Source organism: Paenibacillus sp. FSL R7-0312 (assembly GCF_038004445.1).
Taxonomy (GTDB): domain Bacteria; phylum Bacillota; class Bacilli; order Paenibacillales; family Paenibacillaceae; genus Paenibacillus_AQ.
The window spans coordinates 830,477-856,191 of the sequence record NZ_JBBORE010000001.1; the positions used below are offsets into that span (position 1 = coordinate 830,477).

Annotated in this window: 22 protein-coding genes; 7 read left to right on the forward strand and 15 right to left on the reverse strand. The window is 53.0% G+C overall.

Annotation, left to right across the window (positions count from 1 at the left end; all coding sequences use genetic code 11):
• Window positions 1-174 precede the first annotated feature (174 nt).
• Window positions 175-483, forward strand: coding sequence for a hypothetical protein (locus MKX70_RS03510; protein ID WP_042232103.1), 309 nt, complete (start codon window positions 175-177; stop codon window positions 481-483).
• A 126-nt stretch (window positions 484-609) separates the two neighbouring features.
• Here the strand turns inward: MKX70_RS03510 and MKX70_RS03515 are convergent, their stop codons facing one another.
• From MKX70_RS03515 to MKX70_RS03530, 4 genes are all read right to left on the reverse strand, one after another.
• Entirely contained in the window at window positions 610-831 is a 222-nt protein-coding gene (locus tag MKX70_RS03515) for a YezD family protein (RefSeq protein WP_039299580.1), read from the reverse strand.
• 110 nt (window positions 832-941) lie between these two features.
• Entirely contained in the window at window positions 942-1,805 is an 864-nt protein-coding gene (gene cysW / locus MKX70_RS03520) for a sulfate ABC transporter permease subunit CysW (RefSeq protein ID WP_042232100.1), read from the reverse strand.
• Window positions 1,806-1,967: 162 nt separating this feature from the next.
• On the reverse strand, window positions 1,968-2,798 hold the full coding sequence (gene cysT, locus MKX70_RS03525; protein WP_340781180.1) for a sulfate ABC transporter permease subunit CysT: 831 nt from the start codon (window positions 2,796-2,798) through the stop codon (window positions 1,968-1,970).
• Between the two features lie 114 nt (window positions 2,799-2,912).
• Window positions 2,913-4,034 carry a sulfate ABC transporter substrate-binding protein gene (locus MKX70_RS03530; RefSeq protein WP_340781181.1) on the reverse strand — a complete coding sequence of 374 codons (1,122 nt, stop codon included), beginning with the start codon at window positions 4,032-4,034 and terminating at the stop codon, window positions 2,913-2,915.
• Window positions 4,035-4,493: 459 nt separating this feature from the next.
• On the opposite strand from MKX70_RS03530, the gene MKX70_RS03535 reads away from it, so the two are divergent.
• Window positions 4,494-6,818 (forward strand): alpha/beta hydrolase family protein, encoded by a 2,325-nt coding sequence (locus tag MKX70_RS03535; RefSeq protein WP_340781184.1) that lies wholly within the window; start codon window positions 4,494-4,496, stop codon window positions 6,816-6,818.
• Between the two features lie 336 nt (window positions 6,819-7,154).
• Here MKX70_RS03535 and MKX70_RS03540 read toward each other — a convergent pair whose 3' ends face one another.
• On the reverse strand, window positions 7,155-8,204 hold the full coding sequence (locus tag MKX70_RS03540; protein WP_042232085.1) for a lactonase family protein: 1,050 nt from the start codon (window positions 8,202-8,204) through the stop codon (window positions 7,155-7,157).
• Between the two features lie 254 nt (window positions 8,205-8,458).
• Between MKX70_RS03540 and MKX70_RS03545 the strand changes: the two genes are divergently transcribed.
• From MKX70_RS03545 to MKX70_RS03555, 3 genes are all read left to right on the forward strand, one after another.
• The gene (locus MKX70_RS03545; RefSeq protein ID WP_042232082.1) at window positions 8,459-8,719 is read left to right on the forward strand and encodes a GlsB/YeaQ/YmgE family stress response membrane protein; all 261 of its coding nucleotides are present in this window, start codon (window positions 8,459-8,461) and stop codon (window positions 8,717-8,719) included.
• Between the two features lie 198 nt (window positions 8,720-8,917).
• The gene (locus MKX70_RS03550; RefSeq protein ID WP_042232081.1) at window positions 8,918-9,424 is read left to right on the forward strand and encodes a CcdC family protein; all 507 of its coding nucleotides are present in this window, start codon (window positions 8,918-8,920) and stop codon (window positions 9,422-9,424) included.
• Window positions 9,425-9,833: 409 nt separating this feature from the next.
• Window positions 9,834-10,796 carry an L-lactate dehydrogenase gene (locus MKX70_RS03555; RefSeq protein WP_340839556.1) on the forward strand — a complete coding sequence of 321 codons (963 nt, stop codon included), beginning with the start codon at window positions 9,834-9,836 and terminating at the stop codon, window positions 10,794-10,796.
• Window positions 10,797-10,902: 106 nt separating this feature from the next.
• Here the strand turns inward: MKX70_RS03555 and MKX70_RS03560 are convergent, their stop codons facing one another.
• Window positions 10,903-12,930, reverse strand: a complete 2,028-nt coding sequence (locus MKX70_RS03560; RefSeq protein WP_231637761.1) for a methyl-accepting chemotaxis protein — start codon at window positions 12,928-12,930, stop codon at window positions 10,903-10,905.
• Between the two features lie 187 nt (window positions 12,931-13,117).
• Window positions 13,118-15,466 carry a heavy metal translocating P-type ATPase gene (locus MKX70_RS03565; RefSeq protein ID WP_340839557.1) on the reverse strand — a complete coding sequence of 783 codons (2,349 nt, stop codon included), beginning with the start codon at window positions 15,464-15,466 and terminating at the stop codon, window positions 13,118-13,120.
• A gap of 332 nt (window positions 15,467-15,798) precedes the next feature.
• Between MKX70_RS03565 and MKX70_RS03570 the strand changes: the two genes are divergently transcribed.
• Window positions 15,799-16,923 carry a cation diffusion facilitator family transporter gene (locus MKX70_RS03570; protein ID WP_340839558.1) on the forward strand — a complete coding sequence of 375 codons (1,125 nt, stop codon included), beginning with the start codon at window positions 15,799-15,801 and terminating at the stop codon, window positions 16,921-16,923.
• A gap of 313 nt (window positions 16,924-17,236) precedes the next feature.
• Here MKX70_RS03570 and MKX70_RS03575 read toward each other — a convergent pair whose 3' ends face one another.
• The 8 genes from MKX70_RS03575 to MKX70_RS03610 form a co-directional block, all read right to left on the reverse strand.
• A complete protein-coding gene (locus tag MKX70_RS03575) occupies window positions 17,237-17,602 on the reverse strand; it encodes an ArsR/SmtB family transcription factor (protein ID WP_042232068.1) in 366 nt (121 codons plus the stop codon).
• A 303-nt stretch (window positions 17,603-17,905) separates the two neighbouring features.
• Complete coding sequence (locus MKX70_RS03580; protein WP_042232066.1) at window positions 17,906-18,643, reverse strand: ABC transporter permease; 738 nt, start codon at window positions 18,641-18,643, stop codon at window positions 17,906-17,908.
• A 2-nt stretch (window positions 18,644-18,645) separates the two neighbouring features.
• Window positions 18,646-19,362 (reverse strand): ABC transporter permease, encoded by a 717-nt coding sequence (locus MKX70_RS03585; protein WP_042232063.1) that lies wholly within the window; start codon window positions 19,360-19,362, stop codon window positions 18,646-18,648.
• Window positions 19,359-20,270, reverse strand: coding sequence for an ABC transporter ATP-binding protein (locus tag MKX70_RS03590; protein ID WP_042232062.1), 912 nt, complete (start codon window positions 20,268-20,270; stop codon window positions 19,359-19,361). Before MKX70_RS03590 ends, MKX70_RS03585 begins: the two co-directional genes overlap by 4 nt.
• Window positions 20,271-20,329: 59 nt before the next feature.
• Window positions 20,330-21,775, reverse strand: a complete 1,446-nt coding sequence (locus MKX70_RS03595; protein WP_340839559.1) for a sensor histidine kinase — start codon at window positions 21,773-21,775, stop codon at window positions 20,330-20,332.
• Window positions 21,772-22,446, reverse strand: a complete 675-nt coding sequence (locus MKX70_RS03600) for a response regulator transcription factor (RefSeq protein ID WP_340839560.1) — start codon at window positions 22,444-22,446, stop codon at window positions 21,772-21,774. The genes MKX70_RS03595 and MKX70_RS03600 overlap by 4 nt, the downstream gene beginning before the upstream one ends.
• 97 nt (window positions 22,447-22,543) lie before the next feature.
• Window positions 22,544-23,581, reverse strand: a complete 1,038-nt coding sequence (locus tag MKX70_RS03605; protein ID WP_042232056.1) for an EAL domain-containing protein — start codon at window positions 23,579-23,581, stop codon at window positions 22,544-22,546.
• A gap of 294 nt (window positions 23,582-23,875) precedes the next feature.
• Window positions 23,876-24,313: a pyridoxamine 5'-phosphate oxidase family protein gene (locus tag MKX70_RS03610; RefSeq protein WP_340839561.1), complete on the reverse strand. Its 438-nt coding sequence runs from the start codon at window positions 24,311-24,313 to the stop codon at window positions 23,876-23,878.
• Window positions 24,314-24,473: 160 nt separating this feature from the next.
• Between MKX70_RS03610 and MKX70_RS03615 the strand changes: the two genes are divergently transcribed.
• Window positions 24,474-25,682, forward strand: coding sequence for an MFS transporter (locus MKX70_RS03615; protein WP_340781191.1), 1,209 nt, complete (start codon window positions 24,474-24,476; stop codon window positions 25,680-25,682).
• Window positions 25,683-25,715 lie beyond the last annotated feature (33 nt).

The following is a 25,715-nucleotide window of genomic DNA, read 5'->3' on the forward strand; positions in this document are numbered from 1 at the left end:
GCGCCTATCGTATCCGGAAAAATGAAACGTCCCGCCTCCCCCAGCGTACAATTACTCAGAAATACAAACGGTTCTGCATCTGTTGCCGGCACAGGGTTATTCTTCGCCCGTATCCTTGGGTAAACTGTGGAATAGGATCTTTATAAGACTACTTGGAAGGCTGGTGGAGTTATTATGTCTCCGATAGGGAAATTATTCAAATGGGGAACTTTCGCTTATGAGGCTTTTCTGGCACTGCCGTTCATCGGCGGGGCATTTGTCGTAGCCAATGCCTGGGTACCGCTGGGGGTTGCTTTTCTGCTCCATGCCGTAGCTGTAATTATTCTGCTGAGAGAACGCGGATCTATCATCGGTAACGCGGTGGGTATCGTCACCTCGGTGGTCGGTTTGATTCCTTTTGTCGGCTGGATTATGCATGCCATCACTGCCCTCATCCTGCTGGTGGAGGGAATCAGCGGATCACGGCGCAACACACGCTACTAAGGCGACGCTAGAATAAGGCTCTGGCACAATAAAGGGGTACCTCATTCAGCCATTTCCAGGCTTGTGAGATACCCCTTTTTTCCGTTCACGGAAATGTATGATCATTTATCAGTGCACTACAGATTGCTATCCTCGTCCCGCAGAACGGGAATCGGTCCGCCGGCTTCCGGTCTCTCCACTATAACGTGCATTTGCTGTGCTGTTCTCGAAACGTTTGCGCTCTGTGCGCTCCATCTGTACGATTTGACCTTCATGCACCACAATATGCAATGAGCCGAACTCCATATCGTCGAGAAGTTCCGTTATCCGCGCAAGCCATACCTCATCCACTTTCAGTGGTTTAGCCATTCTCCAGCCTCCCTTTCCCCGGACAGGGGAGTATCTCCGCCTAAATCCCGTTATTCCGTTATTACCACCTTGTATACTATGAATTAACTTAGCACGGACCCCAAGGACTGTCAATGAGCACTTTTACGTAAAATCAGGCTCTTGACGATCATCGTCACCAGGGCCAGCAGGAGCAACAGGGAGGCAACGGCGAAGGATGCCGAGAATTGATATTCGTTATACAGAATCTCGACATGAAGCGGCAGGGTATTCGTCTCTCCCCGGATATGCCCGGATACCACGGATACCGCCCCGAACTCCCCCATCGCCCGTGCATTACAGAGAATAATACCGTACAGCAGACCCCACTTGATATTGGGCAGCGTCACGCGCCAGAAGATCAGCCAGCCGTGCGCACCGAGCGTAATCGCCGCTTCCTCCTCCTGTGTGCCCTGCTGCTCCATCAGCGGAATCAGCTCACGCGCCACAAAAGGGAAGGTGATAAACAGCGTAGCCAGCACAATACCCGGCAAAGCGAAAACTATCTTGATCTCGTGATTGCTCAGCCAAGGACCGAACCAGCCATGCGAGCCGAACACCAGAATAAAGATCAATCCGCCAATCACCGGCGATACAGCAAACGGCAGATCGATCAGCGTAATCAGAAAGCCCTTGCCGCGAAAACGGAACTTAGTCACTGCCCACGCCGCCGCTACACCAAAGATCGTATTCAGCGGAACCGTAATGGCCGCGACCAGCAGGGTCAGCTTCAGCGCCGAGGCGGCATCCGGGTCGGTCAGCGCGGCCCAGTAGACATCCAGTCCCCGCTTCAGCGACTCCACCAGCACGATAATCAGCGGCAGGGCAATCAGCCATAGCAATACAAGTCCGGCAAGGGAAATGAGCACCCATTTCACCGCTTTGGATTCAGTCGTCCGGGGTGACGACAAGCTTTTACGCGGCGCGGGGACTTGTAAGGGAACCATACCGGCCATTTTTATTCCTCCTAAAAGTTTTATGGAGCCTCCGCTCCTCGATAAACATCGCAATAAAACTCGCTTCGGAAGCATTCACTTAAGTTTTATGGAGCCTAGGCCATCTTGAATGGCCGCCGTTGTCCCAGATTTCCTGAATCCTTAACGTTAGCTCTTCCGCGCTCAGTGCTGAAGGCTGTTGATGACCAGCAGCATCAGGAAGGAGATCAGCAGAAGCAGCAGCGCCACGGCTGTCGCTCCGGCGTAATCGAACTGCTCCAGCTTGGACATGATGAGCAGCGGAGCAATCTCTGTACGCATCGGCATATTGCCGGAGATAAATACAACGGAGCCGTATTCGCCGATGCCCCGGGCAAAAGCCAGTGCAAAGCCCGTAAGCAGCGGCGGGAGCAGCTCCGGCATCACAATCCGCACGAAGGTCCGCCAGCGTCCTGCTCCCAGTGTGGCCGATGCCTCTTCCATATCCCTGTCCAGATCCTCCAGCACGGGCTGAACCGTGCGGACTACAAAGGGAATGCCGATAAACATCAGCGCCAGCGTAATGCCTAGCGGCGTGAAGGCTACCCGGAAGCCCAGCGGCTCCAGCAGGGAGCCGATCCAGCCGTTCTGGGAATAAAGTGCGGTCAATGACACACCGGCCACAGCTGTAGGGAGCGCGAATGGCAGATCGATCAGGGCGTCGAATAGCCTTTTGCCCGGAAATTCATAGCGTACCAGCACCCAGGCCAGCAGCAGCCCCAGAACAGCATCGATCAGGGCCGCAGCTGCCGCTGTACTCAGACTGACCCGAAAAGAGGCCAGGACACGGGTATCCGTAGCCACATCCCAGAACTTCGCCCAGCTGAGTCCCGTCGAATTGAAGAGCAGCGCTGACAGCGGCAGCAGAACGACAAGACTCAGATACAATACGCTGAACCCCATCGTAATTCCGAAACCCGGCAGAAGTCTGCGCCGTGACACAGCCCCCGCAGCAGCTTTTGTGGTGACATTCATTTGCCCATTCATCCTTTCCTGCCTTCGGCTCGTTGGCCGATCAGCAACCGGGCGGGACCCCGCCTGCAAAATTCGCCTTATTTGTTCTGCTTAGCTCCATCCCGTAGCTTGCTATCAGCTGCCCGGCACGTAGATTTTGTCGAAGATTCCGCCATCATTAAAGTGCTTCTCCTGGGTTTCCTTCCAGGTTCCGAATTTGTCTGCCAGTGTGAACAGTTTGATCTCAGGGAATTGATCCTTGTACTGTTCCTTCACGCTGTCCAGGGTCGGACGGTAATAGTTCTCGGCGGCGATTTTCTGGCCTTCTTCGGTGTAAAGGTATTTCAGATAAGCTGCTGCGACCTCACGGGTGCCTCTCTTGTCAACAATCTTATCCACCACGGCTACCGGCGGCTCGGCCAGAATGCTCTCCGACGGATTTACAATCTCGAATTTATCCGGACCCAGCTCCTTGATGGACAGGTAGGCTTCATTCTCCCAGGCGATCAGCACGTCACCGATTCCGCGTTCAACGAAGGTAGTTGTAGAGCCGCGCGCCCCGGTGTCCAGTACAGGTACATTTTTGAACAGCTTCTGTACGAACTCCTGGGCTTTGGCTTCATCATTATTATTCCGGTCAAGCGCATACCCCCAGGCTGCCAGGTAGTTCCAGCGCGCACCACCGGAAGTCTTAGGGTTCGGAGTGATTACCTCCACATCATCCTTCAGCAGATCCGGCCAGTCCTTGATGCCTTTCGGGTTGCCTTTACGCACAAGGAATACGATGGTGGAAGTATACGGGGAGCTGTTATGCTCATATTTACTCTGCCAGTCCGCGCTGATAAGACCCGTTTCCTGAAGAGCATCAATGTCATATCCGAGCGCCAGCGTAACTACATCTGCTTCCAGACCGTCGAGTACAGCGCGGCTCTGCTTGCCTGATCCGCCATGCGATTGTTTGATCGTAACCTTCTGGCCTGTCTCCTGCTCCCAGTAAGCGGCGAATGCCTTGTTATAATTCTCATATAGTTCACGTGTAGGGTCGTAGGACACATTCAGCAGTTCGACCGGATCTTTGGCTGGAGCTTTCGTTGCCTCCGGTGCAGCCGCCGTATTCCCAGCCGCCTCTGTTGCTGCCGGAGCCTCTGTTGCCGCGCCCGCACTGTTCCCTCCATTGTTGCTGCCGCAAGCAGTAAGCCCTGCCGTCAATAATAGTGTGAACCCGGCGATAAGCCCCTTCTTGATCCCTTTTTTCATTACAAACCACTCCCCCATAATGTTCATGTAATTGCATTATCATTGTGAATTTCCTGTTGGTTGATTTCCGTCAAAAAAAGACGCAGGAAAGCCCACTTGCGGCTGGTCAAACCGGTCCTATGGACGCGTATCTGCGAGCCTGAAGCAGGCGTTCCTCCGTCTGTACGGTAAGAACTTATTTGATTATTCCTACCCATTTAGTAGGTTATACAGATATATTACTGAATGCTCTGCGCGCTGTCAAACCATTTTTTCAATTTGGATGAAAGACGGCTCTATTCCGCCCGGCGGCAGCAAGTGGCGGCCGTTCCTGTAAGACCCACTTGTTATTGATGCCTTAAAGTAATATTATTGCTACATCTTATAGGTCGAATTACTAGATATAAGTTGAATTACTAGAGATGAGTTCTGCCGGATTTCTGCAGCCTCTATTGCCACAAATTGTCGGGGGAAACTATCATGGGAATGGATTTGGAGTATGTACCCGCACCGCAGGGACCACGCCTGCACAGGCGCATACTCAATGAAATGGGAAGACGCATCTTAGAAACGTACCGGTATGATACAGCCTTATGGAGGATTGCGCTCTGCGGTCCTTGGATTCTATGTATTCTGGCTTTTACTATAGCCGTTATGGGCATCCCTACAGGGCTTGGGAGTGCAGCAGATATTATACTGGCTGCCGGCGCGGGAACCCTTGTAATGGCGCTGGCCGGCAACCTGCTGGCTGTGCTGCTCTCCTTAACCGGACTGCGTATTCCGCGGCTGTTCACGGGCTCTTGGCTCAGTGCACTGAGCGCCGTGCTGCTTATTCTGTATTACGCTGATCTGGAGCTTGAGGCTGCAGCAGCCATCGCTGGTATCACAGCTTTGGCCGGGGGACTGGGAGGTCTTGCAGCCGGTCTGCTGCGGACCCGGAGAACCCTCACCGGCGGGCTTCTGGCAGCGGTTCTTGTCCTGACCCCCTTGGCTCTGGCCTATGGGACGGGAAGCAGCCCTGCTCCTTCCCCATCGGTTAAGACATTGGCTGCAGACGGTAAGGTTCTTCCTGCGGCTGCTGCCGATCCCGGACAGCCGGGGGACTATACGTTCCACAGCTTCACCTATGGGAGCGGCCAGGACCTGCACCGTACAGAGTATGGCGGAGATGCCGCGCTCCTCTCGGCTTCTGTGGATGCTACGGAGTACATCAAATCATGGCCTGCGCTGCGCACCCTATTCTGGGGATTCGATCCCGGTGCGCTTCCTCTGAATGCCCGGGTCTGGATGCCTGACGGAGACGGGCCTTATCCGCTCGTGCTTATGGTGCATGGCAACCATATGATGGAGGATTATTCCGAGGGTGGATACGCCTATCTCGGGGAACTGCTGGCCAGCCGGGGATTTATCGCCATCTCGCTGGATGAGAACTTCCTGAATTATTCTGCTTGGTCCGGCATCCCGGATAAGGACTTCGAGGTGCGGACCTGGATGATTCTGAAGCATCTGCAGCAGATTGCAAGCTTCGCGGAGCAATCCGGGACACCTTTCTATCAGAAGGTCGATTATGACCATACTGCATTGCTGGGCCATAGCCGCGGCGGTCAGGCTGTAGCCATGGCTGCGGATGCTTCGCGCTGGTTCACTGGTGATCCGGCACTGGCGGCAACGAAGCGGTTCAATATCACTTCTGTTATTGCGCTGGCTCCTACGGATAAAGCCATTGACAGCAAACAGGCCAGTCTGGTGGATGTGAATTATCTGACGCTGCAGGGCGCCCGTGACGGTGATGTGCATGACTTCTACGGGGACCGGCAGTATATGCGCGCTTCCTACACCGGCAGCACTCCGGCTTTCAAAAGCTCGCTCTATATTGCGGATGCCAATCACAGCCAGTTCAATACAGACTGGGGGCTGTTTGACCAGACGCTGCCGACGGGGCTGTTCCTGAAACGTACAGATATTATGGATGGAGATGAGCAGCGGCAGATTGCCAAGGTCTATGTCTCTGCATTCCTGGAGACTACGCTGCACGGGAAGGCGGAATATCAGCAATTGTTCCGTGATTACCGCAGCGGCGCGCAGTGGCTGCCGGATACCGCCTATTATAACCGGTTCCAGAGCGGGACTTACATTACGGTAGCGAACTATGAGGAAGACCGCAAAAGAAATACGGTGAAGGGCGGCACTGCCACAGCTGAAGGCCTCACCTGGAGTGAAGAAGCGGCCAAGGACCGCGAGTCCAAGAACAAACCCTCTTACGGTATTCTGTTGGAGCGCGGCAGCACCGCTGAGAACCAGACTGGAGCTGGTGATGCGGATTCGGTTGAGGCATCCTACAGTATCAAGCTTAGTGAAGCACTCACCCGTAATCTTGCCGATTCCGCTGCAGAGGGCTTAGCCTTCTCCTTGGCTAACCGTAATTCAGATGCTGATGACGATGCAGCTGAACCGTCTCGGGCTGCCGTCTCTCCCGATGTGGAGGTGGAGCTGACCGACAGTAATGAAGTCACGGCACGGCTGCCCCTGGATGAGGTAATGGAGATTCTGCCCTTGCCGCAGACCGAATTCACGATCAGCCCCTGGCTGGAGGAGCGGATCAGCGACGGCAAGTTCGGCGACCGCTCGGAAGCCGTCTTCCAGACCTACGAGCTGCCCTTTGAGCTGTTTCTTGAAGAAGAGCCAGCGCTTGATCCGGACAAGCTGACCGAAATCACCTTCTACCTGCAAGGCGAAGATGACAAGATTATGCTGGATGACATCGGATTCTATGAGCGGGATGACCAGCTGCGGGGGATGCAGTAAACAGCATGCTCAGACGATAAAATTACTGTTCCGTGTCCCTTGTGCCACAAGGGTATATAATGAGCCCAAACAAAGAACGTCCCAGACTGCCAGCGGGCAGAGGGACGTTCTTTTGGCGTGAACCCGGAAAAGGGAAATCCTTATTCTTAAGCCCGCACTCTATAGGCATCTCTACAGGCTTAAATGTTGCATGAATTACAACTTGGATCCACAGATGGCGGCGTTATCGGGCGATTGTTGCAGGAAATACCAGAATTGTTATGTTAATCTGCTTATGGAAAGGGAAATGTTGTATTTCGTACAGGATTTCAAATCATAATAGGATAATCCGCTCTATCAAACAGCCACTACACAGACCGGAGACGGAACCTCCAGTTCATTACCCGTAGGAATCAGCCGGCCGCTCTCGCTGTCGATCCGGAAGGATACGATGTTGCCGCTGTTCTGGTTAGCGGCAAGCAGCATGCCGCTGATAATGGCGAAATTACGCGGTGTCCGGCCGCCGGAGATGACCCAATCCTCTGCTTCCAGCAGACCTGTCGCATTATCAATGTGGAACAGGGCGATGCTGTCATGTCCCCGGTTCGATACGTACAGGTATCTTCCGCATGGGGAGACGTGAATATCCGCCGCTGTATCATCACTTCCGGCCGTGTAATGCTCAGGAAGCGAGCTGACATTCTGCAGGATCTTGAGGTTGCCCTGCTGCTCGTCATCCGCAAATACTGTAACCGTGTTATTCAATTCATTCACCAGATAGATCCATTGTCGTGAAGGATGTACAGCCAGATGGCGCGGTCCGGAGCCCGGCGGCAAATCCACTTCGCGGTGTGTGACCAGCTTGCCCTCCTCCACGCGGTAGAACACAATCTGATCCAGTCCGAGATCGCAGACCAGCACATGATCCCCGGTTTTATCGGGAATAACGGAATGCGGATGGGGCGCATCCTGACGGTCTGCACGGATTCCTGAACCTTCATGCTTAACCTGGGAGGACATGTCCTGCAGCGAACCGTCACTGTTCAGCGGGAATACATTCACATTCCCTCCCGTATAATTAGATACAAATATGTAATCTCCTTGCGGAGCCACGGAAACATAACAAGGCGCACCGCCTCCGGTAGCTCTGCTGCCCAGCGGGCGCAGCGCTTTGCTGCCGGGTTCAATGGCGTAGGCATACACCTGGCCTTCATCCTGTTCACTTACCGCATATAATACAGTTCCTGCTGCATTTACAGCCAGATAGGAGGGATTCTCAATTCCCCGGGTGCCGCCCATAACTCTCATTTCGCCCGTTTCCTTATCCAGCGCCCCCACCAGGATGGCTTCTTCCTTCTCATTACTATAGGTTCCGATATAGAACAACACTTCATTAGGCTGGTGCATGGCAACGGCTCCTTTATTGTATAGTGTACAAATATATAACCTGCACAGCGGTGTTTTCACTCAGCTGATCTCCGCAAAATTTACTATAACATGTTTATGTACCCAAGACATTACCAGGCTTAAACAGCATAAATATGGATACAATAGAATACTAATTCTAAGTGTGCAAGCAATATTTGACACTTGGTTTAAACGTCTTGCAGAAGGTTAATAGTAACCATCGAAGATAACAAACACAAAGGAGCTGAAGAATAATGACTTTATTATGGATGTTGATTGTTGGTGGCGTGATTGGTTGGTTGGCTGGCCTGATTATGGGCAGAGATATTCCGGGTGGTATTATCGGCAACATTATCGCCGGTATTCTAGGTTCATGGCTCGGCGGCATGCTGCTGGGAAGCTGGGGACCTAAGATCAGTGACTACTATGTCTTCCCGTCATTGATTGGTGCCGTAGTTCTGATCTTCATCGTCAGCCTGATCCTGCGTTCGGTTGGCGGACGTAGCCGTTCTTAAACCCTATGGCAGCATTCATAGCTGAAGCTGCTGAAATACACTTATCAAGCAAACCCGCCAGGGTTAACCCTGGCGGGTTTGCTGTGTGGACCCTCCAAGGGCCGCCTTCACCACGGCCTGTGATCCATTCTGAATTGGATCTTTTTTCTGCTATAATGAAGAAATAAGTGACCTAAATCACAGAGAGGAAAGTGAATTATGGGCAATATCAACCCCTCACTTCTGCATGTGGGCTCCACGCTGGGAGCCGTGTTCATGGCGCTGATGGTTATTTTTATCCGCCTGAAGGCTAGTGCCCGTCCGGTAACCGTCCGCAAAATATGGATTCCGCCGCTTGGCATGTCCACCGGATTCGCCATGTTTGTAGTCCCGGAGGTCAGATTTCCCTGGTGGTGGGCTGTTGCAGCTTTCCTGGTCGGCTGGTTTATCTTCGCCTATCCGCTAATACGCAGCACCCGGTTCGAGGAACGGGAAGGACAGATTTATGCCCAGCGCTCCAAGAGCTTCGCCTTCATTCTGCTTGGACTGCTGTTGATCCGAACCCTTCTCCATGAGTTTATCAACCAATATGTATCTGTCCCGCAATCCGGCGGATTATTCTTTATTCTGGCCTTTGGCATGATTCTCCACTGGAGAGTATTCATGTATAAGCATTACACCCGGATGCTGCCTGCAGAGGCCCGAATACCACAGCCCAGAGGATAAGCAGGATACATACATCCTGGACATCAGGGTGGAAACGGCTTTGCCGTCTTGTTCAAAGAGCGGTCACGTTTCAGCGGGAAGTATAAGGATAATTCGTGGAATGACACTTATACTTCCTTATATTCACAAACAGGGGATGTCCCAAACAGCCATGGTCATGACTGCTTGGGACATCCCCTGTCATATTTAATAGGCGCCGGGCTTTCTGCATGGTTCTTAACAGCCCGGATCACATAATAATTATAGCAGTGAAGCAGTATAAGGCTAGGCCGGCATATTTCTAACCTACGATGTCAATTGTGACGAAAAACGGGCAGGCTTCGCATGTCTTTTTCAACTCGATGTCAGGTAACTTCCGATAAGATCAGTTAGAATAAAAGCATACTTTTAGAGAGTGGGGACAAGGCAATTGAAAAGTAAATCGAGAAAAGTGGCAATCGTCGGCTCTGGCATGGTAGGTTCCAGCTGCGCCTACTCCATGGTTAATCAGGCCATCTGCGATGAGATCATGATGATCGACCGCACCTACGACCGTGCCATGGCACAAGCGCTTGACCTCTCGCACTGTATGGATTTCACCGGAACACGCACTAAGGTGTATGCAGGCACCTCCAGCGATTGCGCCGGGATGGATGTCGTCATTCTGACGGCAGGCGCCAATCCCAAACCGGGGCAGACCCGGCTGGATGTGCTGGATGCCGCCGCTGTCATTACCAGGGAGATTGTTACCGAAATTATGGCCGGAGGTTTCGACGGTATCTTTGTCGTAGCCGCGAACCCCGTTGATATTGTTACCTATATGGTATGGAAAATATCCGGCCTGCCGCGGCACCGGATCATCGGCACCGGCACCTCGATTGATTCTTCCCGCCTGAAGACGCTGCTGTCCGAGGTATTCACCATCGACCCGCGCAGCGTCAACGGTTACGCACTCGGCGAGCACGGGGAATCCCAGTTCGTGGCCTGGTCCCATGTAACGATCGGCGGCAAGCCGATCCTGCAGATTATGGAACAGCACCGCGAGCGTTTCAGCAGTCTGGACCTTGAGGATATCGCCCGCAAGACGAAGGATGCCGGCTGGGAGATCTTCACCCGCAAAGGCTCCACGCATTTCGGAATCGGCAGTGCACTAGCTTACATCACCCGTTCCATTCTGAATGATGAGCACAAAATCATCGCCGTTTCGGCGATTCTGGACGGCGAGTACGGGCAAAGCGGCGTCTGCGCAGGTGCACCGGCCATTATTGGCAGCGGCGGAATCCAGGAACTTCTGGAGCTGAACCTCAGCGATGCGGAGATGGCGAAATTCGAAGCCTCATGCAGTATCATCCGCGGCGGAATTGAGAGTCTGCAGCTGGAAGAAAAGCTGTAAGCCTGACCTTGGGTCTGCGGATTGTTTCATTACACAGCAAACACCCCTCTGCTTCACACACGGTAATCCGTGCGGCAGAGGGGTGTTATTTTATTTCTGCCTGCCTTTAATGGAACTTCTCAATCTCGCTCCGCAATTCGGACATCAGCCCATTCAGGGATTCGGCTGAGGTTACAACCTTACCCATCAGATTCCGCTGCTCGGTTGAAGCCTCTGCAACCATCTCGGCACTTTCTGCAGAATCCCTGGCAATGGTCAGCATATCAGAGATGGAAGCCGTAATCTCTTCCGTCCCGGCCGACATTTGCTCGTTGATGGCAGATACATCCTGAATCTGCAAGGAAACCTCGCGGATGGAAGAACGGATATGGTTGAACGATTCGCCCACATTTTTCATTTTCCCCATACCGTCACCGATTTCAACTACGCTCTTCTCCATAGAGACCGCAGCATTCTTCGTCGATTCTTGAATCTGGCGGATCAGTTCAACAATGTTCACGATGGCGCCGTTGGTGCGCTCAGCCAGCTTCTTCACTTCGTTCGCTACAACTCCGAAGCCGCGCCCGTGCTCGCCTGCTCTGGCAGCCTCAATAGAAGCATTGAGTGATAGCAGCCCCGTCTGATTGGAGATTTCCGAGATCACATCCACGATCTGTCCAATCTGCTCTGATTGACCGGTCAGGTTGTTGATCAGCTCTGAAGTCTTACCTGCGGTAGTACTGATTACTGTCATCTGCTCAAGCGTAGCCTGAATCTCCAGATATCCGCTCTCTACCTCTGTACTGACCGTTTCCGCCTGATCCGACACACTGACGGAGGATTCGGCGATTCTTTGCAGTCCGATGGCCATCTCCTCTGTGGCTCTGGCCGACTGCTCCGAACCTCTGAACTGATCTTCCATCCCCCGCGCCACTTCTTGGACAACGGTCTCGATCTCCGCCGAAGTATTGGAAGTCTGACTGGCGTAGTTCAGCACACTCTCTGCAGAGACAGCTACCTGAGCGACTGTAGCATCGATTTTGCCGACAATTCCGGCCAGGCCTGCGATCATATCATTGATGCTCTGGCTCATCTGGCCAATCTCATCTCCGGAACGCACTGCCACCCGTTCACTCAGATGACCCTCTGCCACCCGTCTCATTACATCGGAGATCGCTACAATTGGCTTAACAATCAAGCGGGTAAGGTACAGGGAGATTCCGATAACAACCAGCATAACTATCACAACGAATATCAAGGAGATAGTCTGGGCAGAAGTTACTTTGGCTGTAATCTCACTCTTTGGAACGCTGATCAGCAGCTTCCAGTCTGTGCTGGGGATCGTACGGAAATAGGTGATGACCTGCTTCCCGTCTTCGCCCTTATAGATCTCCGAACCCTTGTCGTTTGCCAGTATATTCTTGTAGGCTTCCTTCATTTCCGGCGTTCCGGCATAGTCCGCAATGTTCTTCCCGATCCGCTCCGGATCCGAAGAGGTATAATAATTACCTTGTCCTGAAATCACATATCCATAACCGGTTTCGGCTACATGGATGTTCTTGCTCATCTCCGTCAGAATATCAGGTGTTACCGAGAAGGCGATGCCTCCGGCGAATTGATTGTCTTTGTCCACTGCCGGAACGAAGACGGGAATGATATTTTTATTCAACTGCTCCAAAAAAGACATATCGGCTACAGCCGGTGCATGGCTCGTCTTGGCTTCCTGGAAATACGCTTCTCCGCTGACATCGGCGGTAAGATTAAGGGAATTTGACAATATCCCTTCCTTATTAATGACACTGTAGCCTTCGGACTGCCTGTCGCTGTCTTCCAGCACCTTGACTACCGGGAATATAGTGCCCGGCTGTGCGGTGTCGAATTCAGGATGCATGGCCATCAGTTCCTGCACCGCAGACGTTTTGGAGTTTATCCATTCATCGATCCGTGTAGTATTCATCTCCAGGATACTCTCTGCCAGCTCCTCGCTGTCCGCCCGGGTTACGCCTCCAAAGTATTGCATGAAAAAGAGGGTCGCTCCCAGCAGAGGGATAATGGCAACCGCCAAAATGACAAGCGACCACTTTTTCTGCAGAGATACAGATTTTACATTCTTTTCATTCACTTTCATTTTTGACCACAAGCTCGCCTTCTTCACCGAAAGTCCCCCCAGAAAACCTGTTGTAATCTTCCATATGCTGTAAATATATTATGATATATCGGCATAAATAGACAAAAAACATTATACATTGAATAAAAAATAAGCCTCAAGACCCAATATCTAGGATCATGACGACTTATTTTTTCATAATTATTTCATAATATATAAATATGGCAGCTGAGCATTATCTTGATTTCGGAGGCTGCAATGCGCGCATACTGTTGAGCACGGCAAGCACGGTTACCCCGACATCCGAGAATACGGCCTCCCACATGGTAGCAATTCCGAACGCTCCCAGCAGCAGGAAGACGGCCTTGACCCCCAGCGCAAAAATAATATTCTGCCACACAATGGTCCGCGTGCGCCCCGCGATACCGATAGCGGCGGCAATCTTCGAGGGTTCATCCGTCATAATTACAATGTCTGCTGCTTCAATAGCTGCATCGGAACCAAGTCCGCCCATGGCGATCCCGACATCCGCTCTAGCCAGCACCGGAGTATCATTAATCCCGTCTCCGACAAAAATAATCTTCTCCTTCGGTCCCTTCTCCCGCTCCAATCGTTCAATCGCTTCGACCTTATCTCCGGGCAGCAGCTCCGCATGAATCTCCTGAATGCCCAGCTGTCTGCCGACGGATTCGGCTACAGATGAAGTATCACCGGTCAGCATGACGGTCTTGCGGATTCCCAGCGCGTTCAGCTCCTGGATGGCCCGCTGTGCATCCTCTTTCACCTCATCAGCAATAACGATATAACCGGCATACTGCTTATCGACAGCCAGATGAACCACTGTACCGCTCTGCTGCGGGATCTGGCTTGCAATTCCCTCCCGTTCCATCAGCCTTGCATTCCCGGCCAGCACCGCCTTGCCTTCGACTGTGACAGCAATGCCGTGGCCGGAAATTTCATTATAGTCCGTGATGGCTTCTCCAGGGATGGCATCTCCGTAAGCAGAGCGGATCGATTCGGCAATCGGATGACTGGAATGGCTCTCGGCGTAAGCGGCAATCCGCAGCAATTCCTGCGGGGTGAATCCTTCCGCCGGATAATTCCCAGTCACGCTGAATTGCCCTTTGGTCAAGGTTCCCGTCTTATCAAATACGACAACCTTCACATCATTTAAGGCTTCCAGGAAATTGCTGCCCTTGATCAGAATCCCGTTCCGCGAAGCGGCTCCGATGCCGCCGAAGAATCCGAGCGGAATCGAAACGACGAGTGCACAAGGACAAGAAATAACAAGAAAGACAAGTGCGCGGTAGATCCAGTCCGAGAAAGTGGCTCCGCTGAGTACCAGCGGCGGAACCACCGCCAACAGCAGGGCTGTTATCACTACTACCGGTGTATAGGCACGGGCGAATTTCGTGATGAAGTTCTCTGTCTTCGCTTTATTATTGGTCGCATTCTGCACCAGCTCCAGAATCTGCGAGACCGCCGATTCGCCGAAATCCTTGGTCACCTCAATGGTAACCACACCGTTGCGGTTAATGAAGCCACTCAGCACCTGGCTGCCCGGCTGGGTAGACCGGGGCACGGATTCACCGGTCAGTGCCGAGGTATCCATCATCGCGCTGCCTTCCAGAATGATGCCATCCAGCGGCACCTTCTCGCCCGGCTTAACTACGATGCTGTCCCCGACCGCTACCTCTTCCGGCGAGACCTTGCGCAGATTACTGCCTTCCTTCAAGTAAGCGAATTCCGGCCGGATATCCATCAGCGCTGTAATCGAACGGCGTGATCGGTTCACCGCCATCCCCTGGAACAGCTCACCAACCTGATAGAAGAGCATAACCGCAACGCCTTCCGGGTACTCTCCGATGGCAAAGGCCCCGATGGTCGCCAGCGCCATCAGGAAATTCTCATCAAACACCTGACCGCGGATAATATTCCGCGCGGCGGCCCAGACTACCTCACCGCCGACGATAAGATACGCTGCCAGGAAGAGTAACAGTTCTGCGATTCCATTGACCGGGAGGAACATCCCGGCAGCGGCCAGAACAGCTCCGCCGGCCAAACGCAGCAGGATTCTGCGCGTACCGCCTTCCCCGTGCTCATGGCTGTGGCCGTGACTGTGGTCATGACCATGCTCAGCGGCAGAGGTATGACTATGGGTATGCTCCGCAGCCGCTTGGGCATGATCGTGTGCGTCACCATGGGCATGACTATGTGCGTCACCTTGGGCATGGTCATGACTATGCGGCTCTCCACCCGCATGGTCATGACCCTGAGTAGCTATGCGGCTTACCTCGCCTGGACTGCCAGCAGGAAGCGGCTTCTTGACCGCCCGCGTAGCGGTTACTTCACGCAGCTTCACATGCGGTTCAAGTACAGTCACAGTATGCTGCGCCTGTTCAGCTACTTCTTCTGCAGCAGAAGCTGCGGTCTCCAGCGTCATGGTCTTCATTGCAAAGTTCACGGAACAGGAAGATACCCCTTCGATCTTCTTGACCTTATTCTCAATCTTCATGGCGCAATTCGCGCAGTCCAAACCCTCGAGTACCCATTTACGCTTCACATTACCTTGTACCGTATTCAAATGACTCATCTCCCTTAGTAAAACCTATATATGAGTATTTGTTCATATGTTAACTTACACATATTATATTCCCCTGAATCTTGCAGTGTCAATGCACTCCGCGCATAGTTTTTGGCTTTTTCATGAAAAATAACAGTTAAATAGCTATTAAATAAAACTTATATAGCTTGAACTGCTTTCGTTTACAGGTAATTGAAGCGAATGGGAATTTTGGGACAACTAAGTTTTGAAATGAAAAAAAACTTGCTACAACCCTTGTAAATTTCCTTCAGCCGTCATAATATTAACATATGAGCAATCATTCATATGTTAATTGAAAAGAGGTTTTACCCATGAAACATTCTAAAAATCCCGGCACGACAACGCAGAATGGGGCACCTGATGGTAAGGATGCGGGGCATTCGGGGCATTCAACCCACTTAGATCAATCAGAGCAACATCAGCACGACGAGCACGGGAACGGCGGAGACCAGCACAGCGGGCATCAGCATAGTGAGCATGGGAGCGGCGGACACCAACTCAATGGGCACCAGGCTGCGGATCATTCCCATTCGCACTCACACTCGCACTCGCATTCTCATTCCCATGCACCGGATAATAAAAAAGGCCTGCTGATCGCCTTAATTATCACCGGCGGCATTATGTTTCTCGAATTCTTCGGCGGCCTTGTCACCGGCAGTCTGGCCCTATTATCTGACTCCGGGCATATGCTCAGCGATACCGCCTCGCTGGCACTGAGCCTGGTTGCGATGATTATTGCCGCGAAGCCGCCGTCATCGAAAAACTCCTACGGGTTCTTCCGGTTTGAGATTATGGCAGCCTTGTTCAACGGGGTGACGCTGTTTGTTATCGCCGGATTTATTATGTGGGAGGCTTACCAGCGCTTCTTCTCGCCTCCGGCTGTTGCCAGCGGAACCATGATGCTGATTGCCGCTGTCGGACTGCTGGCCAATCTCATCAGCGCCTGGTCGCTGATGCGCAAGAGCGAAGCTAAAGACAATATCAATATCCGGAGCGCTTATCTGCATATTATGGGCGATGCCCTCGGCTCCGTCGGCGCCCTGATTGCGGGCCTTATCATGAATCTGTTCTCCTGGTACGTCGCAGACCCTATTATCAGTGTGCTGGTTGCCCTTCTCATCCTGCGCAGCGCCTGGGGAGTTATCCGACAGGCCTTTCATATTCTTATGGAAGGTACTCCGCTCACGGTGAATATTCGTGATGTGCAGGAAACATTGCTGGGAATCGAAGGGGTCATTGATGTGCATGATCTGCATATCTGGACGATTACCTCCGGACTGGATGCACTCAGCGGCCATCTGCTGATCGGGGATTATACTGACCACCAGCAGGTGCTGCAGCAGGCGCTTAAGATTGTGGAAGACAAATTCGGCATTCACCACACTACCCTGCAGATTGAGAATTCTTCCTTGAAGCATAGGGAGCTTCCTGTGTAATTGCGAGGCTTCTGCCCGACAGGGCATAATTGTTGTACGTATTGCAACTTGGGTTCATTGATACCAGGGGGTGGGGGATGAATGTTGTATGAAATGCAAGAATATTCCCGCTAAGGCGCCTGGCAGAGGAAGAATCCTGCAGTTTGTACAACAATTTTCAATTAACGCTGTTTTACTGAGCGGAATGTTGTATTTCGTACAGGATTTTAGCTGGAACCAGTTAATTCATTCACCCCGTAATACAAAAAGGGAATGTCCCTGAGCAGCCTATTCGCAGCTGCAGGGACATTCCCTTGTTCGTGTTCAGGACTATCTATTCATGCCGGATATGCTCATGGGTCTGCAGGAAGATCTGCTCCACATGTGCATCATTCAGCGAGTAAAATACAGTCTTGCCTTCCTTGCGGCGTTTCACAATCCGCAGATTGCGCAAGTAACGGAGCTGGTGGGAAACAGCGGACTGTCCCATATCCAGGATCGACGACAAGTCATGCACACATAACTCTTGTTGGGATAAGGCGTAAATGAGCCGTACTCTTGTCGGATCGCCGAGTGCCTTGAACATCTCCGCCATCTTGTCTGTAGTCCCGCGGTCAGGCAGGATCAATGCCATAGATTCCGGTTCCAGCTCGGAACCATTGCATGTGTTGTCGCATTCATCAAGTGCCGCTGGCTCCATGCTCTCGCCCTCCTCCATATACTTATCCGGCTTCACCGGCCGTTAATAGTTACTTCTACGATTAATTATAGAAAAAACTACGGTCAATGTCCATGGAGAGAAATGTAGAACTGGAGAGACAGCACATAACTGGTATTAGCGAAGCAAACTATAATTAGGAATATCAGCATAATCAGGAGCATAGCCAAGTGCATCAGACTGCCTTATACACACGCATACTCACACTCACACATACACATACACATACACATACACATACACACAAAAAAAATTTTTATATCCTACTCCGCAATAACCCAGCCTTTATACCGCTTTACGCCAAAAGAAGAACAACCCCGCTCCCAGGAATAACGCCAGGCTGCCGGACACTACAATCATAAGACTCTCCACTGGCAGGTTGAACGCGCCGAACCGGTCCTCCCCGAATGGCGACATGGCAAGCATTGGCTGCACCCATGGATAATACGGCCCGTATGTTGCTGAGTTCGCGATCAGGATATTGGGGATGGTGAAGCATACATTTAGCGCAAGAGGAGCGCCAAAGCTGCTCCAGCCCTGGGATACGGCCAGCTGCAGCGCAGCCAACGGCAGGCAGGCGAACCAGCCGCCTAACAGGCTGGTCAGCAGCAGCTCCCAGGGAATCGCTCCTTCTGCACCGCGGTACAATCCCATCCCTAGCAGAGCTGCAAGAAACAACAGCTGCACAGCAGCCAGGAGCGCCATAACCATTGTATATTTGGCCAGGTATACCGAGGTCCGTCTAACCGGCAAGGCAAGCAGCAGCTTCCAGCCGCCGTCACTATGCTCACCCCGGCAGATCAGAGCCGCGAAGATGCCCGAGAGCACTGGAAGGAATAACATGGCGTGAATAACCGACATGGCACTGAGCAACACCTGCCAGGTGAATACCCCGTCCGGTTGCCGGTCTGCGACAGCCCCTACGGCCAAGGCGATCAGCGGGCTGATCAGCACCAGCAGCCAGACCCAGGACCCCGACATCTTCAGCCGCTCCGCAGACATAATTCGCAAGAATGGTCTCATCTTCAGGCCACATCCTTTCGGGCGAAATGCAGGGCTCCCGGCAGCAGCACTATGACTCCAAGGAGCAGACCCGCTCCGCTGAACAACCAGGGGCGCTGGGCACTCCAGGCCAGGGTAGGCCAGGAGAGAGGAATCCACTCGGAGAGGAATAACGAGAACAGGCTGAGCAGTGACAATGTCATACCCAGAGATACGGGAAGCGTCTGGTTACGGCTGGACAAGGACAGCCACAGCTGCAGCACAATGACAGGCAGAGCCGCTGCGTAAGAAGCAAATCCTATCCGCAGGACATCGGCATAAGGAATGGGCTGTGTACCGAATCCGAGCAGCAGACCCAGGAAGACAGTTCCTGCCGACAGCAGGAGACATGACACCACAAGTAGCATCAGGCAGATCAGCAGCTTGGACATGAACACAGCCGTGCGCGAGACAGGCAACGCCAGCAGTTGCTTCCACGAACTCGTCTGATGCTCGATATTTGCAATCAGCGAGCAGACCAGTGTCCCGCCGAGATACAGGGCTACGGGCACGAAATCGGACACATTGCGAAGCAGGCCTCCCCACAAATCCGCCTGGTATTGTTCCCGCAGATAATCATAGCGGAGCCCGAAATTCAATCCCTGCATGGCAATCAGGCCGACCGGTCCGAGGAACACCAGGAACCATAAGCCTTTGCCGCGGATTTTGAGCCAGTCCGCTGACAACGCACGCCACATCATGATTGCCCTCCCCCAACCACCTGCAGGAAGAATTCCTCCAGCGATTGTCTGTGCTCTTCCACTCTGTAGACCGCATGGCCATCCTCGACCAGCTCTTTGACCAGTAGCGATACTCTGGCATCACTCATCCGGGGCAGGATCAGCCTTCCTTCCTGCAGCTCACCGCCGCACCCGCGCCGCAGTGCAGTCACCAGCGCAGCTTCCGGCTCCGATACCGCCAGGCTTAGATTGCCTGCCGCCTGCTCCTGCAGATGGGCAATCGTATCCTGATAGACCATCTGCCCCTCACGGATAATACCAACGGTTCCGGCCATCTGCTCGATTTCGCTAAGCAGATGGCTGGATACCAGGACCGTGATCCCCTGTTCCTCCGGCATCCGCTTAATCAGGGAGCGGATTTCCTGAATCCCTGACGGGTCCAATCCGTTAGTCGGCTCATCCAGAATCAGCAGCTCCGGGCTGCCAAGCAGGGCAGCGGCAATCCCGAGACGCTGCTTCATACCCAGCGAGTAACCTTTGACCGGCCGTTTCTCTTCCCCGGTAAGCGAGACAATATCCAGCACCTCGGCAATGCGCGCCTTCGGCACATCCAGAATCCGGCGGATTGCCTCCAGGTTATCCAGGGCACTCAGATGCCCGTAATAGGAAGGGGACTCCACCAGAGAGCCTACTTTGCGCAGGATTTGCAGTTTGTTACGGCGCAGCTCCCGGCCAAAAATTTCGATACTGCCGGAGGTCGGCTTAATCAGACCCAGCAGCATACGGATCGTTGTTGTTTTGCCGGCGCCGTTCGGACCGAGGAATCCATAGATTTCCCCTTGTCTGATATTCAGATTCAGCTCCTTCACGGCCGCACGGCCACGGTATTCCTTAAGCAGATCTCTTGTTTCTATTACTGTATCCTTCATTCTCTTCACCTCGGTATTCAGCATAACGTCCCAAGGTTAAAAGCGCGGAAGCAGCAAGTTTAAATTTTGTTTAAAATTATCCGGTCCGGCAGCCGCTTCCAGATTGTAATCTCGGTGCCCTGCCCCGTACTCTCCATACTCCATTCCAGCTCCATCCGCTTCAGCAGCAGATCAACAATGGACAGGCCAAGGCCCGCCCCTTTGGAATCGGTACTCCCGTCCAGGCCGCCGCCATGGTCCGAGATTACAAGGACACGGTTACCGCCGCGGATCTCTGTAAATATCCCTACATACAGACCGCTGCGCGCATGACGCAGAATATTCTGAAACAAATTGTCAAGCACCCTGCGGAACCAGCTGACATCAACATTCCAGTAGAGCGGCGCTGCTTCCAGATCAATCTCAATCTGATACCCCTCTTTCTCCCATAGCGGATACCAGGCCGCAGCGGTCTCCCGCAGCAGTCTCAGCACATCCTTCCGCTCCAGCTTGAGCGTCATCCGCCCGCTGTTCAGCAGATTATAGGCCAGCAGATTGTCAATCAGCCCTCCGAGACTCTCAATCCGCTGATCCATCAGCTCAAGGGATTCCTGGCCGCGCGCCGATAAATCCTCCTTGCCCAGCACATGCAGATGGCTGCGGATCACGGTCAGCGGAGTCCGCAGATCATGTGACAGGTTGGCAACCAGGCGCTTGCGCAGGCCCTCTTCTTCTGTCTCTCTGGAGCGGCTGGCGGCAAGCTCTGTCACCATCGTATTGAATGCCTCCTCAAGCCGCCCGATTTCATCAGGCTTGCCCGGAGGAACCAACTGGGGCAGGCCTTCAAGCCCGGTAAAAACCATGGCGGTCTGTAGCCGCAGCAGCCTTCTGCGGATCATAATGAAGAAGAGCCAAGAGCTAACCACGAAGGCTATTAAGAACCCCAGTATTGCAATCGAATACCATTTGTCCAGGCCTGCGGCATATTTTGCATTCTTGATTTCTTCGGGAATCTGCATGACCATGAAGCCTTCTCCGGCTTCAGCCTGATCCCCTACAAAAGCAACAATCGCCAGCGGTTTAAGCGCCGTGCTGTCCTTCATGAAGGACACCGCCTCTACGGCTGTCCAATAGGAGGGTACTTCCTTGACGGAGTATCCGCCCTGCAGCAGCGGGGGACCTGAGGGCTCCGTGATCAGTTGTGTTCTACCCTCGTTATCTACCCAGAATATTCTGGCCAGATGATAGGTTTCGCTCAATGACCGGAGCCGCTGAGTGATACCCTCCGGCGGCTGGCCGAGCAGCTTACGCGCTTCGTCATGCCACATGAGTTCCAGCTTGCCAACACTGGAATACAGGGCATACTCCTTAGGAGTGTCTTCACGGGTGAATCCACCGAAGATGCTATACAGTGTGATAGTGATTGGAACAATAACAGGAATGAACAACAGCGCAGCCAGAATAATAAGCAGATAACGGAAGAGCAGGGAACGGCGCAGAGATTGGAACCGCCTTAACCCCTTCATCCTCTCACCCGGTAACCGATACCCCTGACCGTCTCAATAATCTCCGGCGCAGCCGGATCAAGCTCCAGCTTCTCGCGCAGATAACGGATATGTACCATAAGTGTCTTGTCGCCTTCAATATAGCTTTCGCCCCAGACGGCTTCATAAATCTGCTCCTTAGTCAGAACCTGCCCAAGATGCCGCAGCAGGTAAGAGAAGATCTGGAACTGCTTGCCGGTAAGCATAATCTCCCGCCCGCTCGCAGCTTCCATAACTACACTGCTGCCCGGCCTGACCACCAGATGCTTAAGCATCATGGGAGCAGGTGCAGCAGTGCCGCTTCTTCTTAAGAGGACCTCCATTCTGGCCGCCAGCTCATCGGGATGAAACGGCTTGGTCAGATAATCATCGGCGAAATCCAGTCCCTGTAGCTTATCGTCAATAGAGGTGCGAGCCGAGAGCATCAGGATCGGCAGCTCCGGATAGGCCCGCTTCAGCCGTTGACCAACGGTGAACCCGTCAAGTCCCGGAAGCATCACATCCAGTATCACCAGTTGGCAGCCCTCAGCCGCTTCCAGCGCGCCTTCTCCGCTCTCCAGCCAGCGGACAGCATACTCCCGTTCCCGCAGATCCGCTGATACTGCGTTGCCTATCTCACGGTCATCTTCTACATATAGTACTGTAACACCCACGCAGAATTTCTCCCCTCTCTCCTTCAAGTAACATAACAAATCCCCGGAAACAGGCAGTGTTCAGGGCTGCGCTCCGGGGAGAATGGATCTTGCTAATTCAGGCACTGAATCCGAAATGTGCCGGCGGCTTCTCTTCCGGCTTCCCGAAGAGATACCCCTGCCCCAGATCCATGCCGAGGTCACGGCAGAAGAGAAACTCCTCACGGCGCTCGATTCCCTCGGCGAGCACCTTTGCACCGAAATCCCTGGCCCGGGAGATAATATCCCGCAGAATGGTCTGCTTGCCCTTATTCTGATCGCAGAAGCTGATCAAATCACGGTCGATTTTGACATAATCAGGCTGCAGGCTGGACATCAATTCTACCGTCGAATACCCCGCACCGACATCATCCAGCGCAACCAGCATCCCCTGCTGGCGGTATTCGGCAAAAATGGCGCGGAGATGCGACATATCGTTTATTTTTTCCGTTTCCACCACTTCAAATACATAATCCTCGGGATTCTGATCCAGCCGCTGAATCGTCTCAAAGGTATGCGTGAGACAGTACTTAGGATTATAAATAGAGGAGGGCAGGAAGTTAATGAACCGCTTGATGCCCTTCGGCAGCATTCTTGCACTCGTCTCAATGGCTGAGATCCTGGCGGCGCGGTCAAGAAAGGAATGGAATCCTGTGCGCCGGGCAATCTCAAACAGCTCATACGGCTGAAAATGATTCCCTTGCGGCAGCGGCCGCAGCAGCAGTTCAAAGCCAATAATCTCTTCGGAGAAATTCACAATCGGCTGCATGTGGCTGCAGAAATCATGGCTCATAATAATCGAAACCAGATTCTCGCTGGAAAAGCGGACCTTCAGCTGATCGAGAGTCAGCCAGCGCTCCAGAGAAATGCGGGCTCCTCTGCCCTTAATACACAAAGACAAGGAGATCTGCTGCTGCTCCTCGAATACCTCCAGCCGTCCTAACAGATCCAGCAAATCTTCTTTGGAGCGGTAAGGGATGATACAGGTCCTGCTTGTCCCGAATACTTCATATCCTGCATTCCTTACCGCAGCGGCAAGCGGAACAGAATAGGGGCGCAGCTTCAGCTCCCCTTCATCTTCAATCGGGTCTATGTCAGCGCAGTCAACACAATTCATAGTAATCGCCTCCGCCTCAGGATGTCAAAATACTGAGGCAAGTATAGCATGGTTTCCCATGTCCCATCTATTATTTGCGAGATGCACAAGTGGAAACGGATACCGTCCTTTTTAAAGGACGGTATCCGTTTCAGCGAGAAATAGAAGGATAAGTTATCGTGTGAAACCTGTAACTTCTTATATTTGCACAACACGGCGAGGCCTTTCCCGAACCCTACGGCTCAGGAAAGGCCTGATCATAAACATTGCCTCTATTATTATAATGGACCGGGTCCTTTCAGTACCGTTGCTTACTTACTTGGATACCGCAGCTGCTCCCTGCCATACACCGTGTTCCTTATTTTTACCCATATATTCAATCCGTGTCGGAGATAGCTCCAGGATTACATAGTCGGGATCATCCGGTCCCTTGAACCATTGCTCCAAGGATGTGTTCCATACTTTCGAACGCAAACCCTCATCTTTGGTGACAGCTACTGTGGCTTCAATCTCCAGCACATCCTTGCCGCCACCCTGCTCGTAACCCAGCAGCAGGCAAGCATTCGGATTATCCTTAAGCTCCTCTACCTTATGGGTCTTGCGGTTCGTAGCCAGATAAATGTTCAATCCGTCATGAAATACCGCCATATAACGCACCTTAGGTTTGTTGCCGGCTTCTATCGTGCCGAAGGACCCGAACTTGTTGTCATCCAGCGCCTGTATGATCGTTTTCTCCAGCTCTTTGTTATCCATTGACGAGAAAGCTCCTTTCGAATTCATGTGAACATAAGTTTATATATTCACATCCGCAGTTTGGATTTATTATAAAAACTGTGCTTATTATAGTGTACCCGTTCGGTTCATAATGAATCCGGATTATGTTCATAAATTCACCCAGAAGGAGTCTCTCCCCTTGAAAAAATTAATCTGGATCGGCTGTCTCTCCTATTTCGTCATCGGGCTTGCCCATGTGGTACTGGGCTCTATTCTGCCTGTGCTGCTTCAGCATTATGACCGCAGCTACAGTGCGGGAGGCGAGCTAATCTTCAGCCAGTTCGGCGGCTTCCTCGCCGGTGTGCTGGTCTCGCCGCTGCTGAACCGCCGCTTCGGCAAACGCGGCGGCATCCTGATCGCCACCGGAATGCTGCTCTGCGCCGAAACGGCCTATGCCTTCCTCCCGCCCTGGGGCTGGATGTACGTGATTGCGGTAGCCGCAGGCTTCGGCTTCGGCATGATCGAAGCCGTCATCGGCACGATTATTATCGCAGCAATCACCGAAGGAACAGCAATTGCTATGAGCAGGCTGGAGGTGCTGTTCGGTGTAGGCGCACTGCTCATGCCGCTGGCCGCAAGTCCGCTGATTGCCGCCGGCAGCTGGAGGCTGGCTTTCCTGATCGTTGCCGCCTTTTCTCTGGTTTCACTGCTCTTCTGGGCGAAGAGCAGCTTCGGTCCGCTCCAGGGTGTGCTGGATGAGCGGCCTTTACGCACTGCCGCTGCCGCTGCCTTCGCAGACGCAACAGCACCCGGAACAGTATCCGTTGCCGGTAAATCCGGACGCCTGCCGTACAAGGGCAAACAGTGGGTACTCCTTGGACTGTTCATCGTCTTCTTCTTTCTCTATGTAGGTACCGAGATGAGTCTGGTCAATTTCATGCCGGCGATCTTCATCGCCAAGCTGGGCATGAGCGAAGCTGCGGCAGCGCTGACGGTTACCTTCTTCTGGCTGGCTATGTCGGCGGGCAGACTGTTCGCCGGTGTGGTTGCCGAGCGGATTTCCTACCGCATCTACGTGCTCCTCAGCTGCTTCGCCGCTTTGCTGCTGCTGGTTATTTTCCCGTTCGCCGAGCACCGGATTGCCGCATTCGCCGTCATTCTGCTGCTCGGGCTGTTCATGTCCGGCATCTTCTCCATCGCCCTAGTCTTCGCAAGCAAGCTGCTGCCCGGTGCGGAGGAATCCACGCCAAGCATCATGATCGCCTCGGGCGGAATCGGCGGCGCGGTGCTGCCGCTGCTGACCGGCTGGTCCATGGACCATATGCAGGTGGCCCAGACCTCAGGGCTTCTGGCCGCTTTTGCCGCCGTATTATTCCTGCTTAGCGTGGCTGCCTGGAAAATCGGGTAATATAGCAAGAGATCAATATCCTGTGAATAAGGA

What these genes read in the sequence shown, in the direction of transcription:
- MKX70_RS03510 (WP_042232103.1), top strand. Translation starts at nt 175, where the DNA reads ATGTCTCCGATAGGGAAATTATTCAAATGGGGAACTTTCGCTTATGAG.
- MKX70_RS03515 (WP_039299580.1), bottom strand. Translation starts at nt 831, where the DNA reads ATGGCTAAACCACTGAAAGTGGATGAGGTATGGCTTGCGCGGATAACG.
- cysW (WP_042232100.1), bottom strand. Translation starts at nt 1,805, where the DNA reads ATGGCCGGTATGGTTCCCTTACAAGTCCCCGCGCCGCGTAAAAGCTTG.
- cysT (WP_340781180.1), bottom strand. Translation starts at nt 2,798, where the DNA reads ATGAATGTCACCACAAAAGCTGCTGCGGGGGCTGTGTCACGGCGCAGA.
- MKX70_RS03530 (WP_340781181.1), bottom strand. Translation starts at nt 4,034, where the DNA reads ATGAAAAAAGGGATCAAGAAGGGGCTTATCGCCGGGTTCACACTATTA.
- MKX70_RS03535 (WP_340781184.1), top strand. Translation starts at nt 4,494, where the DNA reads ATGGGAATGGATTTGGAGTATGTACCCGCACCGCAGGGACCACGCCTG.
- MKX70_RS03540 (WP_042232085.1), bottom strand. Translation starts at nt 8,204, where the DNA reads ATGCACCAGCCTAATGAAGTGTTGTTCTATATCGGAACCTATAGTAAT.
- MKX70_RS03545 (WP_042232082.1), top strand. Translation starts at nt 8,459, where the DNA reads ATGACTTTATTATGGATGTTGATTGTTGGTGGCGTGATTGGTTGGTTG.
- MKX70_RS03550 (WP_042232081.1), top strand. Translation starts at nt 8,918, where the DNA reads ATGGGCAATATCAACCCCTCACTTCTGCATGTGGGCTCCACGCTGGGA.
- MKX70_RS03570 (WP_340839558.1), top strand. Translation starts at nt 15,799, where the DNA reads ATGAAACATTCTAAAAATCCCGGCACGACAACGCAGAATGGGGCACCT.
- MKX70_RS03575 (WP_042232068.1), bottom strand. Translation starts at nt 17,602, where the DNA reads ATGGAGCCAGCGGCACTTGATGAATGCGACAACACATGCAATGGTTCC.
- MKX70_RS03580 (WP_042232066.1), bottom strand. Translation starts at nt 18,643, where the DNA reads ATGAGACCATTCTTGCGAATTATGTCTGCGGAGCGGCTGAAGATGTCG.
- MKX70_RS03585 (WP_042232063.1), bottom strand. Translation starts at nt 19,362, where the DNA reads ATGATGTGGCGTGCGTTGTCAGCGGACTGGCTCAAAATCCGCGGCAAA.
- MKX70_RS03590 (WP_042232062.1), bottom strand. Translation starts at nt 20,270, where the DNA reads ATGAAGGATACAGTAATAGAAACAAGAGATCTGCTTAAGGAATACCGT.
- MKX70_RS03595 (WP_340839559.1), bottom strand. Translation starts at nt 21,775, where the DNA reads ATGAAGGGGTTAAGGCGGTTCCAATCTCTGCGCCGTTCCCTGCTCTTC.
- MKX70_RS03605 (WP_042232056.1), bottom strand. Translation starts at nt 23,581, where the DNA reads ATGAATTGTGTTGACTGCGCTGACATAGACCCGATTGAAGATGAAGGG.
- MKX70_RS03610 (WP_340839561.1), bottom strand. Translation starts at nt 24,313, where the DNA reads ATGGATAACAAAGAGCTGGAGAAAACGATCATACAGGCGCTGGATGAC.